Raw genomic sequence first — 13631 nt, 5'->3', positions numbered from 1 at the left:
CTCTATATCTTTAACCTATTCTCTGGTGGCGCTTGGGTATTTGAGTTGGCCCCTTGAGAATTACGTGCCTTAGGCATAACGTTATCTAATCCCCACCGCATTTCTATTTCGCGAACAAATTGGCTAACGGGAGGTACTTTTGCGCCAAATAGCATTTTTGCGTCTTTAATCACAAGACCTTCTTTAAGATGATTTGCGCTAGCCAGCTGAGATTGACTAAAACTTTTATTGCCTTTTTCACTCGAGAGAAACCCTAACTTACCGGTCTTTGCCTCTTGAGTGTCAGAAAAAAACTGTTCAAATTTAACATCACTACCACTCAATTTGGTTAAGCCCAACAGATTAAATTGCTTAGAAACCACAATCCAATCCCGAGTCTTCGCGTAAATATTACAAAATTGCTGGAAAAGTTCGGGGCTTTGAAGAAAGACACTGAGATCTAATTCATTGGTTTTAACGACATGGACGGTAGAGTTAGCCTCATTGTAACTAATGGAGCCATCGTCTAGCCCTTTTTTTAACCACGCTAAAAATTTCTCACCTAAATCAGTCCCCATCGGATCGAAAGTTTTAATATCCAGAGGGATAATGCCAATAACTTCTGCTTTTCGACTTAGGAGTTCCTTAGGGTCAATCTTCAGAATTTTGGCTAAACCCCCAGCCCAATCCTCTCCCTTATTTAGGAAGGAAAGCCACATGTCAAATATTTGGTTATTAGAGGAAAGCCACGTAATTGAGGTTTCATTCAATAATTGTCTTGCGATGATGGGGGTAGCTCCTCGCACTAATGATTGCGGAGTCTCCTCATAGGGTCGAAGCTTATAAAATTCGCCAAAATCAGGCATCGAACCTAAAAAAGGATACCAATCATCCAAGAAAACACCATTTTCATCAGAAATCATGACCCGATAGCGCAAGATTTGACCTACGTCAGCCAATAAAGCGATGCTGAAAACTGCAAACACAAATAAGGGATGTGGCTTTGGATCACGGTTCTCGTGCAATAGACGAATTGCAAGCAAGGCTCTACGCAAGCCATCATTTAACAATCCTCCTAATTCTTCTCCGTAGACTTCTGGTAAAACTTGGACGAATAGAGCAAAGTTTTCAATTAAGTTTTCATAAAAAATCTTAAAATACTCATCTGAGAGCGTGACTATTTCTTGGACTTTGTTTAAATAATGATTTTTTTCAATCTCGGGCAATAGGTTTTCAATGGACAGTACGGGAAATACTGTCGCCTCACTGTACGATTTCGTGCTCTGCGATTTTGCTCTATGCATACCCGGTTTTGAGAATATAGTGACCATAAGCCCTCTTAATGATAAAAATCCATTTTACATAAAATGCATGTTATTTAATGAGAATTGGGTAAAATATACCAGCTTTGCGATTAATTCTACCCTTTTATACTCAATAAAGTCCATCACACTTCTCTCAGGAGAAGAATAAAATCCTAAAAAATATCGTAAATAATTTTGGGGAAAATGAGGAAGGTTAATCTAACCCACAGTAGGCTCCAGAATATTAAACTCGCGCTCAGCAGGCCTAATCTTAAGGATCTATCTTTCCAACTGACGAAAGTCGTTTTATACAGCATACGATGAAGTGTTGAAAGTTGAACTAGCCTATAGCTGATATAAAGAATTGAAGTCGGCACAACCATGGAGGCAAAAAAATAATAACTAACACAAAATTCTGTCGTAACTTGCAAAATGAACATGATTATTATAGAGAGAAGACTGTATCGGATGGGTTTATTTAACCAATCCAGATAAAGCCAGATTAAAGGTATTACGCCCCCAAAAATAATACTCCCGATTGACCAGGCTTTATTAAATTCTAAAAACGGGAGGGTGGTTTGTAAAAAAGGCCAGATATCCTGCTGCACTGTGACTGATATAATACAAACAATAAAACTTATAATTAAAAAAGAAATCTTTGCTTCCAGCAGATAATTTTCACTTACCCTGCTTTCACTCATTTGATAATCCTTGTTGATTCAAGAGTAGGAGCTGAATAAAACTGTTAATTTTAATATGATGAAGAAAGGTGATACTATCAAAATTCCCCAACCAATAAAACACGAGTTGAGAATTTTTATTACTAAGGTATTCTTTACGGTCTCGTGACCACTTGAGTGAAATTATGTCAAAAAATGACTACGATCCAAATTCTATTGAACAGGAAGCGCAAGATTATTGGGCATTTCACCATACTTTTGAAGTAAGAGAAGATTTAAATACCGAAAAATACTATTGCTTATCGATGCTGCCCTACCCCAGCGGCGAGCTCCATATGGGGCATGTGCGTAATTATACCATTGGGGATGTTATCTCCCGCTACCAGCGTATGCTTGGAAAAAATGTGCTACAGCCCATGGGTTGGGATGCATTTGGCTTACCTGCCGAAAATGCCGCGATAAAAAACAAACTCCCCCCTGCCGCGTGGACTTACCAAAATATTGATGATATGCGCGCTCAATTTAAACGGCTTGGCTTTGCCATTGACTGGAAACGGGAAATTGCTACCTGTCATCCCGATTATTATCGCTGGGAACAGTGGCTGTTTGTAAAATTATTTAAAAAAGGCATGGCATATAAAAAAAAATCATTCGTGAATTGGGACCCAGTTGACAATACCGTGCTTGCCAATGAGCAGGTGGTTAATGGGCGAGGATGGCGATCTGGAGCATTAGTAGAACGTAAAGAAATTCAACAGTGGTTCTTAAGAATTACCGATTATGCCGAAGAACTTCTGACCGGACTCGATAAATTAGAAGGGTGGCCCGACCAAGTGCGTACTATGCAACGTAATTGGATTGGTAAATCAAAGGGCATTGAGCTGCGATTCTCCGTAAAAGAAGATCCTACTCAACAGCTAACCGTATTCACCACCAGGCCGGACACTTTATTGGGCGTCTCCTATTTAGCGCTTGCCCCAGAGCATCCTCTTTCCCATTTGGCCTCCCAGGAAGACCCCGAAATTGCTGATTTTATAGAGCAATGTAAAAATATAAAAGTAGCGGAAGCAGAATTGGCTACGATGGAGAAACGAGGAATTGCTACGTCTTTTCATGCAATTCATCCCATCACTGGTCAAACCTTACCTATTTATATTGCCAACTTCGTGTTAATGGAATATGGATCGGGTGCCATTATGGCGGTACCTGCGCATGATCAACGTGATTTTGAGTTCGCTCAAAAATATAACCTACCCGTAAAACCTGTGATTCGTCCCCTAACACTTTCGTGGGACTATAGTAAAGAAGCCTTTACCGAACCCGGCATATTAGTGGATTCAGAACAATTCACTGGACTGTCTTCTGAAGAAGCATTTAGTGCCATTGCAGCGCATGTAGAGTCCGTAGGAATAGGCCAGAAAGTAACGCACTACCGACTAAGAGATTGGGGAATTTCTCGACAACGTTATTGGGGCGCCCCCATCCCAATTATTTATTGTGATTCTTGCGGCACTGTGCCAGTTCCCGAGCATGATTTGCCCGTTATATTACCAGAGGATGTGGTTCCTCAAGGAACAGGGTCCCCGCTTGCTTCTCTTGAAAGTTTCTATGCCACGACGTGTCCCCATTGCGGAGAACCTGCAAGGCGAGAAACCGATACATTTGACACTTTTATGCAATCTTCCTGGTATTATGCGCGTTACTGTTCATTCGATCAAAACCAAGCCATGCTAGATGATCGCGCCCGTTACTGGACACCGGTAGATCAATATGTGGGTGGTATAGAACACGCCATTTTACATTTACTGTATGCCCGATTCGTTCACAAATTGTTACGTGATGAAGAAATACTCAATACTGACGAGCCTTTCACCAAGCTATTGACCCAGGGAATGGTATTAAAAGATGGCGCTAAAATGTCGAAATCTAAAGGGAATGTGGTGTCCCCGACTGCGTGGATACAACAATATGGAGCAGATACGGTTCGTTTATTCACCATTTTTGCCGCCCCTCCTGAACAATCACTCGAATGGTCAGCGAGCGGAGTAGAAGGCGCCCATCGCTTTTTACGCAGAATATATGTGTTTGTGGAAGAGATCAAAACAGCACTACGGATGTATCACCCAAGAGACACCCATATCGATGTGCAGCAACTTTCACAAGAACAAAAAGATATTCGGAAACAAATTCACAGTGTTTTAAAACAAGCTAACCATGATATGGAACGGATACAGCTTAATACCGTCGTATCCGCTTGTATGAAGTTATTTAATATTTTGACTGAAGTGCCCTCTCAAGATAAAAATTCAGTTTTGTTAGTGCATGAAGGCATTAGCATTCTTTTGCGACTACTTTCTCCAATAACCCCCCATTTCTCTCATCATTTATGGCGAGAACTCAATTATGGTACAGATATCTCCAAAGCATCATGGCCAAAAGTTGATAATCGCGCCCTAAAAACAGACACCATTAATATGGTGGTACAAGTGAATGGTAAGCTTCGAGGAGAAATTAGCATTCCCATTGACGCTGATAAAAAAACGATTGAAGAAACCGCATTGATGAATCCTCATATCCAAAAATTCTTAGATGAAAAACAATTTAAGAAAATTATTATTGTGCCGAATAAACTGGTTAATATAGTTTTATAAGTAACCTGTTTCAAAAGAGATAATAAATGATCAAATGGATTATCACAGTAGTTGCCACCGTTCTAATGAGCGGCTGTGGTTTTCATTTACGAAATCAACATGCCTTATCGCCCAACTTACATTGCATTCAAATTGACTCTCCTATGCCGTACGCTGATTTTGAATCAACGCTTCGAAGAACCTTAATAAGGTTAGGAGTAAACATTACCCGAAACCCTGCCCCTATTGTGCTACATATAATTTCCACTGCTTTTTATCAAGATGTTCCTACCATTGGAGGTAGTAACCAAGCACGTGTGTATGTGTATTATTATCAAGTCACCTTTGAAGTACTGAATGAAAGTCATTGCGTGTTGATTCCACAAAAATGTGTGCTCACCAGTAAATCCCTGATTGTGAATGCAGGGACGGCCTTAGAAGCAACCAATCAATTAGCGATATTGCAACAAGAAATGCAGATGGAGGCGGCCCACATGATCATTAATATATTGAATTCGCCAAGCCTTTTTTGTGCTGCTACCCATTAAAAAACGATGTGAATAGAATATGAAATTTTCCTATCAACAATTGCCTATGCATTTAAAAAGCAACTTATTGCCCGTTTACCTAATAACGGGCAATGAGCTTTTTCTGGTGCAAGAAGCTAGAGAGCTTATCCGCAGTAAAGCAAAAAGTCAGGGATTTTCAGAGGTGCAACGTTATGAAGTCAATAAAGATTTTGATTGGTCAATGTTCGTAGAATCAAACAATACCTATTCTTTATTTAGCGACAAAGTGTGTACCGAAATAAAGTTAAATCAAAAACCCAATGCTGCCGGAAGCAAACTTTTTACTCAGTTTTTAGAAAACCATGATCCTAATAAAATTTTACTAATCACTACTGATAAATTAGAGAGTGCAACACAACGCTCTGGGTGGGCGGAAGCCATCAATAAAATAGGGGCGATCGTTACCATATGGCCCCTTGACAGTGCACAGTTTAAGCAATGGGCATTACATCGTTTACGTGCAAACAATCTAAATTGTGATCAAGCAGGCCTGCAATTTTTAGTAGATCAAACCGAAGGAAACTTACTCGCCCTGGCACAAGAAATAGAAAAATTAAAATTAATTTTTGAAGGCGCGATTAAATTAGAAGATCTCATAAATGCAACTACAGATAATGCACGATTTGATATCTTTAGTTGCATTGATATTATTGAACAAGGAAATGCTTCCCGCATCCTCCGTTCTATCCGCAAATTAAAAGCTGAGGCTGTCGAACCCACCCTGCTATTATGGGCCCTCTCCCGAGAAATACGGAGTCTCAGCGCCATTATAGGCGATTTAAAAAATAAATCTCCTTGGGCAACATTGGTGAAAAAACATCAAATTTGGGAAAAAAGACAACCGTCCGTAAAAAAAATGATCTCCCTACATACGCCTAAATCACTACATACATTACTCTTACAGGCCGAAAGAATTGACCATATTATTAAAGGGGTGACGGCAGGGAATGTGTGGAGTGCACTTGAAACCCTAGCATTAGGTTTAGGGGGACACCAACAACTATCACTCATAACTTCCTCGCCCGAGCGAATGTGCCTATGACGAATAAAATAGCTGACCCACTTGGTATTTTGGGAGGAACGTTTGATCCGATCCACAATGGTCATCTGCAAATAGCAGCGTCGATAATAGACGCTACATCCGTCAACACCATTAAATTTATGCCTTGCTACCTTCCAGTACATCGTCCTGAACCTGAGAGCATCGTTAACGATCGTGTTGCAATGATAAAATTAGCACTGGAATCGTCGTCGTTATCATTAGATGAACGTGAGATTCGACGTAAAAGTCCTTCCTATATGATTGACAGCCTTATCTCTCTTCGTGAGGATTTTCCTCTTCACCCCCTTTGTTTAATTCTGGGAGCGGATGCTTATCAAAATATCATCACATGGAAAAAATGGCAGGAGCTACTGGAATATGCTCACTTAATAATTATTAATCGTCCCCATTTTCCATTCAAACTCCATCCTCATCCCTTACTTGCAAAACATGAAACCCAAAATCCAAATGATATCCGCACACATTTAGCGGGATCCATCCTATTTTTGGCGATTCCTCCTTGCCCTATTTCAGCGACTTCAATCCGACAAAAAATCAAAAACAATGAAGACATTACTGCATTAGTCCCTCGCAAAGTTGCAGACTACATCCATCAGCATGATTTATATCGCAACGACTAAAAAATAATCTTGCCAACATAGGAGATAGACAATTTATTTTTGCTGAAATGAAAAATACACGATAAGATCTGCAAACAAAATAATTACCAGGAACAACATGGAAACAACCGATTTATTAAATCTCGTCGTGCAAACGCTGGAAGATAACAAGGCTGAGGAAATTGTCAGCTTAGATGTACACGACCTAACCACCGTCACTGATTGGATGGTGATTTCCAGTGCTAACTCAAAACGACATGCCCATGCACTGGGTGATCATGTTGTCACCAAGGTAAAATCTCAAGGATTGCAGCCACTCGGTGTTGAGGGAGAAAATCAAAATGAATGGCTTCTAGTTGACCTGGGTAGCATAGTCATCCATATTATGTTGCCTGAAATTCGTAAATTTTATAGTTTAGAAAAATTATGGAATGTGACTTTAAAAGCACGAGAAGAAGGTGATTAGCTTAATTGCAGTCGGCAAAAAAATGCCAAAATGGATCGAAGAGGGATTTAACGAGTATGCAAGGCGCATGCCTCCTGATTTTAAATTGGAACTTATTGAATTGCCTGCCCTTAAAAGAGGCAATGCCTCTGATGTCACTCGAGCAGTGCGCCAAGAAGGTGAACAAATGTTAGCTGCTATTCCTCCGAGCAGTTTTGTTATCGCACTCGACGTTAAAGGTCAGCAATGGGATACACCCCAGCTCGCCTCACATTTACAACAATGGCGCGAGCAAGGCCAATCCATTTCTTTACTGATTGGCGGACCAGAAGGTTTAACCCAATCTTGTCTGGACCGCGCAAATAAAAAATGGTCCTTGTCATTACTCACGTTTCCTCATCCACTCGTGAGAGTCATTGTTGCAGAACAACTCTATAGAGCCTGGAGCATTCTTTCACATCATCCTTATCATAGAAATTAATTATGACGCGAAAACGTGACACTATTAAAAACAACTATCGAGAGACCCATCTATTTAGTCGACGAGTAATCATACTTGTTATTTTTATATTATTAGCCTCTGCGGGGTTAATAGGACGGTTATTTTTTTTACAAGTCGTTAATCACGATGTGTACACCACGCTTTCAAATCAAAACCAGTTGAGCTTAATACCCGTAGAGCCCAATCGCGGGCTAATTATGGATAGAAATGGGCTCATAATTGCTGAAAATGTGCCTATTTTCAACTTGGTCGTCACGCCAGACCATGTCCCTGATCTTGAAAAAATGGTGGGTCAAATCAAAGAACTTATTGAGATACCGCCAGAAGACATGAAGCGCTTTCGCAAAGAATTAAAACAAAACCGCCCCTTTCAACCCGTCACACTCAAAGTAAAAATGTCAGAAGAGGAAGTCGCGCGCTTCTATGTAAATCAATATCGCTTTCCGGGCGTGACTGTCAATGCAGGAATGTTCCGCCGCTATCCCTATGGCAAAGAGTTTGTCAGCATATTGGGGTATGTCGCTAGGATAAACGAACAAGAAATGAAACAAATCGACCAAACCAATTATGCTGGGTCAAGCTCTATGGGCAAACTCGGAGTAGAAAAATATTATGAGAAAGAACTACATGGTAAGGTGGGTTATCAACAGGTCGAAGTAGACGCGAATGGACGTTTTGTCCGCACATTGAACCAATATGCTCCCATAAGAGGCGATAATATTTATCTCTCCATCGACAGCCGGTTACAACTCGCTGTAGAAAAAATCTTAGGTGACGAGAAAGGCGCGGTGGTTATCATCAAACCTCAGACCGGTGAAGTGTTAGCGTTAGTCAGCGCTCCTGGGTATGACCCCAATCCGTTTGTTATTGGTATTGATCCAAAACATTACAAGGAGCTGCGCAATTCTCCCGATAAGCCCTTATATAATCGCGCGGTCCGAGGCGTTTATCCTTTTGCTTCTACTATCAAGCCCTATCTTGCAATTGCGGGTTTAGATTCGGGTATAGTGGGTCCAGGATACAGTATTAGAGATCCGGGATATTTTGGTATGGCCGGAGTACATCATGTCTACCGAGATTGGCGCAAGGGTGGCCATGGCGTAGTAAATTTACCCAAGGCTATTACAGTTTCATGTGATGTGTTTTTTTACGGGTTAGCGGTTAAGCTAGGTGTCATCAGGATGTATGACTATCTGCGTAAATTTGGTTTTGGACAACTCACCGGTATTGATCTTGGTGAAGAGCTGGCCGGTTTAGTGCCTTCCCCTGAGTGGAAGATGAAGCGTCTTCGTTCCAAATGGTATGTGGGTGATACCGTTGCTGCAGGCATTGGGCAAGGATATATGTTAGCAACCCCTCTGCAACTCGCCCAAGGAGCTGCAACGCTAGCGAATCGCGGCAAACGTTACCGCCCTCGCCTATTATTAAAACTCGTAAAACCTGATGGCACAGTTGAAGAAATCAAGCCTATTCCAGAGCCGCCTGTTATTCTCAAGAATCCAAAAAACTGGGACATAATTATTAAGGCAATGGGTGAAGTAACCTCTTCTCCCCAAGGAACAGCTGCAGTCGCTTTTGCAAATACTCCGTATACGATTGCGGCTAAAACGGGAACCGCGCAGTTAGTTAAAATTTTGGGTGAAAACACTCATGGCGGAGATGCTGCATTGCCTAAGCATTTGCGAAACCACAAATTATTTATTGCTTTTGCGCCAATTGATGACCCGCAAATTGCACTCGCTGTTGTTGTTGAGAACAGCACCCTGGCTCCTAGGGTTGCCCGTGCTATTTTTGATTATTATTTTGGCATGACCCATCAATTTGGATTACCTGAAGTTAAACCCTATGCGATCGATGGCAGCGATGGGCCGCCTCCAGATGAAAATGCAGATCAAGCTGGAGCTGATTAGCCGGTTGGCTTCCTAAATTAGAGGTTATAAATGAATCGAGATACTTACTCCTATCATCACCCCAGTAATAAACTTCGGCGGCCATTATGGGAGAAGCTGCATCTCGATCCAATCTTATTGGGTGGGCTCTGTATTTTAATAGCTGTCGGTAGCGTCATCCTTTATAGCGCCGACGGCGCCAGTCTCAACATTCTTTTTAAGCAGGGGTTGCGATTAGGTGCAGCCTTTATTGTGATGTTAGTTTTTGCTCAAATTCCTCCGCGCAAATATTATCAGTGGGCTCCCTGGGTGTTCGCATTTGGTACGGTTTTGCTTATCGCGACCCTTATTATAGGTCACACGGGCAAAGGCGCGCAGCGATGGCTAGGCCTTGGAGCCATCAAATTTCAACCCTCCGAAATAATGAAATTGGCTGTGCCAATGATGCTGGCTTGGTATTTTCATGATAAACAACTGCCACCTTCCTTAGGCACTCTTTTTGTTGCGAGTATTGTATTAATTGTGCCGGTAGGGTTAACAGCGATCCAACCTGACTTGGGAACTGCAATTATTATTGCCTGCTGTGGGGCCGCCGTATTTGTATTAGCGGGTTTAAGCTGGCGGATAATTTTTTCGCTGGGAATTCTAGCCTTATGTAGTTTTCCTGTGCTTTGGCATTTCTTCATGCACGATTATCAGCGTGAGCGCGTCTTAACGTTTATTAACCCCGAGCGTGATCCCTTAGGCAGTGGTTATCACATTATCCAATCTAAAATTGCTATTGGTTCAGGGGGCGTTTTTGGTAAAGGATGGTTAAATGGCACCCAATCCCATCTCCAGTTTTTGCCTGAACATGCTACTGATTTCATCTTTGCGGTGACCGGCGAAGAGTTTGGGTTGATAGGGGGCATCACCCTAATTACTTTATTTCTTATTCTAGTATTACGTGGACTTAGAATAAGCACGCTTGCGCAAGATACTTTTTCACGATTACTTGCCGGAAGTATTAGCTTAATGTTCTTTATTTCTTTTTTTGTAAATATTGGCATGGTAAGTGGCATTCTTCCCGTCGTCGGCTTACCCCTACCCCTTGTAAGTTATGGGGGGACTTCCATGGTGACTATCCTTGCAGGTTTCGGTATTATCATGTCCATTTTCACCCATCGCAAATTACTCGGTCGCTAAGAGGTTAGTTATGAAAAAAAGTCTGGTATTCGTTACCTTTATCGTCTTGATGCTCGCTTCATTAACTTCACTAGCAAGTTATTGCGCTATAGAACGACCGGATGTTCGTTCTTATATTGATCAATTAGTCACTAAATATAGCTTTGATCGAAAAAAACTAGAACAATTATTCTGTACGGTCAGTTTTAATGAAGAAGTCATTTCACGTATTCAAAAACCTGCAGAAGCAAAACCTTGGTATCAATATTACGAGCTCTTTATTACTCCTGATAGAATTAATAAAGGCGTAGAATATTGGAATAAAAACGAGAAAAATTTAACGCTAGCCGAAAAAAGATATGGCGTGCCGGCCAGTATTATTGTTGCCATTATTGGTGTTGAAACCAAGTACGGGCAAAATAAGGGCAACTTCCCTGTTTTCAATACCCTTGCCACACTTGCCTTTAATGACGGACGACGTGCAAGCTATTTTCGTTCAGAATTAACGCAGTATCTGTTATTAGCCAGAGAAAATAATTTCCAACCGCTCACCTTGAAAGGATCCTATGCAGGCGCCGTAGGCCTACCTCAATTTATGCCCAGCAGTTATCGCAGCTATGCTGTTGATTTTGAAAATAAAGGCCGAGCAGATTTATTCAATGACGATGCTGATGCAATTGGCAGCGTAGCAAACTATCTGAATAAACATGGGTGGAAAACAGGCGAACCCGTGGCACTCGCCGCTGTAATAGAAAATGATGAATGCCTCCCTCCTTGTGATAAGAAATTCAAACCTCATCTTACACAAGAAGATTTAGAAAAATATGACATCAGCACCCCCGTGCCGCTTGGCAACAGAAAGGCCTCTTTTATTCAACTTGAAAATAAAGATGATTGCGAATATTGGCTGGGTTTACAAAATTTCTATGTGATTTCTACCTATAATAGCAGTGACCTTTATGTCATGGCAGTAAATGTATTGGCCCAAAAAATACGTGAAAAAAGAAATAGCTAACCCAATATAACTGTTCAGCACTAATTTGGTAGAACATTCAGCCAAAGGTGATATGTTCGGATCTAGGCTAAACAGTTGCTAAGAAATGATATGAGAGAAAATGAATTCCGAACTATTTCAGTTAGCATTATCTTATCATCAAGGCGGATTATTAAATCAAGCAGAACAAATTTATCAACAACTTCTAGAGCAAAATCCAAACGATTCAAATATCTTGCATTTATATGGCATATTACTATCCCAGAAAGGGGACTATGCTCAATCATTAAAGTTCATTAACCACGCCTTAGATAGTGAACCTGATTCCGCAACGTTTCATAATAGTCTGGGCAATGTTTTATGGTACTTAAAAAATTATGATGAAGCGATTATCCATTATGAGCGATCGCTCGAATTAAATCCTCATTCGCCGACTGCGCATAACAATTTAGGCAATCTCTACGCTAAGCATGATAATGACAGGAAAGCATTACAACATTATGAAACAGCGATTGAGCTGAAGGCGGATTATGCTGAGGCCTATTACAACCTAGCAATTTTACTTATTAAATTAGACCGCCAAGAAGAAGCAATTATTGCTCTCGAAAAGACAGTGACATTAGAACCGCAATTTGCTGAAGCCCAAAAACAACTGGCACAATTGCTGCTAGAAACGAATCAATTAGAAAAAGCTCTCTACCATTATCAAGAACGTTTAGCATTAGTTCATAATGATGTGGATACTTATGTCAACATAGGCGGCATCCTTGTCAAACAAGGTGAATTACCAAAAGCCCTAGAATATTTTAATAAGGCACTTGCTGTAGACCCCCTACACCATGAGGCCCATTACAATCTTGGGTCCACTTATCTTAGCTTACAAAAGGCAGAGGAAGCTTTAAAACATTTCTTACAGTGCTTACAACACCAACCTGATGCGGACACTTTTTTTAATGTGGGCGCGATTTATATGTTTAAAGATCGCTATCTAGACGCTATCGAATATTTCAAAGCGGCGCTCGATATGCGCCCTGATTTTTTAGATGCCCATGTAAATTTGGGTGCCACCTATTTAAAAATAGAACGTTATGATGAGTCGCTTTCCCATTACCGTGCCGCGCTAAAGTTAGATCCTAATAGTACTGAATTGCAATATATCATTAGCGCGCTAACCGAAGAAGGCGGTCAAACCAAAACCCCACCGCAATTTGTGAAAAATTTATTTGATCAATATGCTCCCTATTTCGAAACCCATTTAACAAAGTGTTTAAGTTATCAAGGACACAAATTATTGTTTAATAGTGTCTCTGCACTCTTGGGTACGCGTCATGACTTGACGATTGTAGACCTTGGCTGTGGCACCGGACTTTGTGGAGAATTATTTAAAGATTACGCAAAAAAATTAATTGGTATTGATATTTCCTCAAAAATGATCGAATTAACACAGGCAAAAAATATTTATGATGAACTACTTGTTGAAGATCTAACAACCGCCATTAGCCACATGCACCATATCGATTTGATTTTAGCTGCCGATGTTTTTGGCTACTTTGGTGATTTAGAAGATATTTTTAGTAGGAGTTATGCTGCGCTCAATGAAGGTGGCTATTTCGCTTTCACAGTTGAGAAACTAGAAGAAAAAAATTATGCCCTACAAAAATCCACACGTTTTGCCCACTCAAAAGCGTATATTTACGAATTAAGTAACAAAAATTCTTTTAAAATTTTGCAAGAAGATGAGGTACAATTGCGCGTTCAGAGAAGGACGCCAGTTTTTGGCTATCTGTTTATTCTTCAAAAGTCGTAGAGAGTG

Annotated in this window: 12 protein-coding genes; 10 read left to right on the top strand and 2 right to left on the bottom strand. The window is 40.8% G+C overall.

Annotated elements, in window-relative coordinates:
* Positions 1 to 2: 2 nt before the first annotated feature.
* Complete coding sequence (locus tag H0U71_02040) at positions 3 to 1310, bottom strand: DNA-binding domain-containing protein (GenBank protein MBA2653830.1); 1308 nt, start codon at positions 1308 to 1310, stop codon at positions 3 to 5.
* A 146-nt stretch (positions 1311 to 1456) separates the two neighbouring features.
* A complete protein-coding gene (locus H0U71_02035; GenBank protein ID MBA2653829.1) occupies positions 1457 to 1984 on the bottom strand; it encodes a hypothetical protein in 528 nt (175 codons plus the stop codon).
* 164 nt (positions 1985 to 2148) lie between these two features.
* On the opposite strand from H0U71_02035, the gene H0U71_02030 reads away from it, so the two are divergent.
* The 10 genes from H0U71_02030 to H0U71_01985 all read left to right on the top strand — a co-directional run bounded on the left by H0U71_02030 (position 2149) and on the right by H0U71_01985 (position 13625).
* Positions 2149 to 4614, top strand: a complete 2466-nt coding sequence (locus tag H0U71_02030) for a leucine--tRNA ligase (GenBank protein ID MBA2653828.1) — start codon at positions 2149 to 2151, stop codon at positions 4612 to 4614.
* A gap of 26 nt (positions 4615 to 4640) precedes the next feature.
* Positions 4641 to 5141 (top strand): hypothetical protein, encoded by a 501-nt coding sequence (locus H0U71_02025; GenBank protein MBA2653827.1) that lies wholly within the window; start codon positions 4641 to 4643, stop codon positions 5139 to 5141.
* A gap of 19 nt (positions 5142 to 5160) precedes the next feature.
* Positions 5161 to 6204, top strand: a complete 1044-nt coding sequence (gene holA, locus H0U71_02020) for a DNA polymerase III subunit delta (protein MBA2653826.1) — start codon at positions 5161 to 5163, stop codon at positions 6202 to 6204.
* Positions 6201 to 6845 carry a nicotinate-nucleotide adenylyltransferase gene (nadD, locus tag H0U71_02015; GenBank protein MBA2653825.1) on the top strand — a complete coding sequence of 215 codons (645 nt, stop codon included), beginning with the start codon at positions 6201 to 6203 and terminating at the stop codon, positions 6843 to 6845. The genes holA and nadD overlap by 4 nt, the downstream gene beginning before the upstream one ends.
* A gap of 97 nt (positions 6846 to 6942) precedes the next feature.
* Positions 6943 to 7290, top strand: a complete 348-nt coding sequence (gene rsfS / locus H0U71_02010) for a ribosome silencing factor (GenBank protein ID MBA2653824.1) — start codon at positions 6943 to 6945, stop codon at positions 7288 to 7290.
* Positions 7291 to 7312: 22 nt separating this feature from the next.
* Positions 7313 to 7750 carry a 23S rRNA (pseudouridine(1915)-N(3))-methyltransferase RlmH gene (gene rlmH / locus H0U71_02005; protein MBA2653823.1) on the top strand — a complete coding sequence of 146 codons (438 nt, stop codon included), beginning with the start codon at positions 7313 to 7315 and terminating at the stop codon, positions 7748 to 7750.
* A gap of 2 nt (positions 7751 to 7752) precedes the next feature.
* Complete coding sequence (mrdA, locus tag H0U71_02000; GenBank protein ID MBA2653822.1) at positions 7753 to 9681, top strand: penicillin-binding protein 2; 1929 nt, start codon at positions 7753 to 7755, stop codon at positions 9679 to 9681.
* 30 nt (positions 9682 to 9711) lie between these two features.
* Complete coding sequence (gene rodA, locus H0U71_01995) at positions 9712 to 10845, top strand: rod shape-determining protein RodA (protein ID MBA2653821.1); 1134 nt, start codon at positions 9712 to 9714, stop codon at positions 10843 to 10845.
* Positions 10846 to 10855: 10 nt separating this feature from the next.
* The gene (gene mltB, locus H0U71_01990; GenBank protein ID MBA2653820.1) at positions 10856 to 11839 is read left to right on the top strand and encodes a lytic murein transglycosylase B; all 984 of its coding nucleotides are present in this window, start codon (positions 10856 to 10858) and stop codon (positions 11837 to 11839) included.
* A 100-nt stretch (positions 11840 to 11939) separates the two neighbouring features.
* The gene (locus tag H0U71_01985) at positions 11940 to 13625 is read left to right on the top strand and encodes a tetratricopeptide repeat protein (protein MBA2653819.1); all 1686 of its coding nucleotides are present in this window, start codon (positions 11940 to 11942) and stop codon (positions 13623 to 13625) included.
* Positions 13626 to 13631 lie beyond the last annotated feature (6 nt).

Source organism: Gammaproteobacteria bacterium (assembly GCA_013697705.1).
In the GTDB taxonomy this organism is placed as follows: Bacteria; Pseudomonadota; Gammaproteobacteria; order UBA6002; family UBA6002; genus UBA6002.
Note: the sequence above shows the minus strand (reverse complement) of the source record. Positions and strands in the feature narration are given on the sequence as shown.

What these genes read in the sequence shown, in the direction of transcription:
- H0U71_02040 (MBA2653830.1), bottom strand. Translation starts at nt 1,310, where the DNA reads ATGGTCACTATATTCTCAAAACCGGGTATGCATAGAGCAAAATCGCAG.
- H0U71_02035 (MBA2653829.1), bottom strand. Translation starts at nt 1,984, where the DNA reads ATGAGTGAAAGCAGGGTAAGTGAAAATTATCTGCTGGAAGCAAAGATT.
- H0U71_02030 (MBA2653828.1), top strand. Translation starts at nt 2,149, where the DNA reads ATGTCAAAAAATGACTACGATCCAAATTCTATTGAACAGGAAGCGCAA.
- H0U71_02025 (MBA2653827.1), top strand. Translation starts at nt 4,641, where the DNA reads ATGATCAAATGGATTATCACAGTAGTTGCCACCGTTCTAATGAGCGGC.
- holA (MBA2653826.1), top strand. Translation starts at nt 5,161, where the DNA reads ATGAAATTTTCCTATCAACAATTGCCTATGCATTTAAAAAGCAACTTA.
- nadD (MBA2653825.1), top strand. Translation starts at nt 6,201, where the DNA reads ATGACGAATAAAATAGCTGACCCACTTGGTATTTTGGGAGGAACGTTT.
- rsfS (MBA2653824.1), top strand. Translation starts at nt 6,943, where the DNA reads ATGGAAACAACCGATTTATTAAATCTCGTCGTGCAAACGCTGGAAGAT.
- rlmH (MBA2653823.1), top strand. Translation starts at nt 7,313, where the DNA reads ATGCCAAAATGGATCGAAGAGGGATTTAACGAGTATGCAAGGCGCATG.
- mrdA (MBA2653822.1), top strand. Translation starts at nt 7,753, where the DNA reads ATGACGCGAAAACGTGACACTATTAAAAACAACTATCGAGAGACCCAT.
- rodA (MBA2653821.1), top strand. Translation starts at nt 9,712, where the DNA reads ATGAATCGAGATACTTACTCCTATCATCACCCCAGTAATAAACTTCGG.
- mltB (MBA2653820.1), top strand. Translation starts at nt 10,856, where the DNA reads ATGAAAAAAAGTCTGGTATTCGTTACCTTTATCGTCTTGATGCTCGCT.
- H0U71_01985 (MBA2653819.1), top strand. Translation starts at nt 11,940, where the DNA reads ATGAATTCCGAACTATTTCAGTTAGCATTATCTTATCATCAAGGCGGA.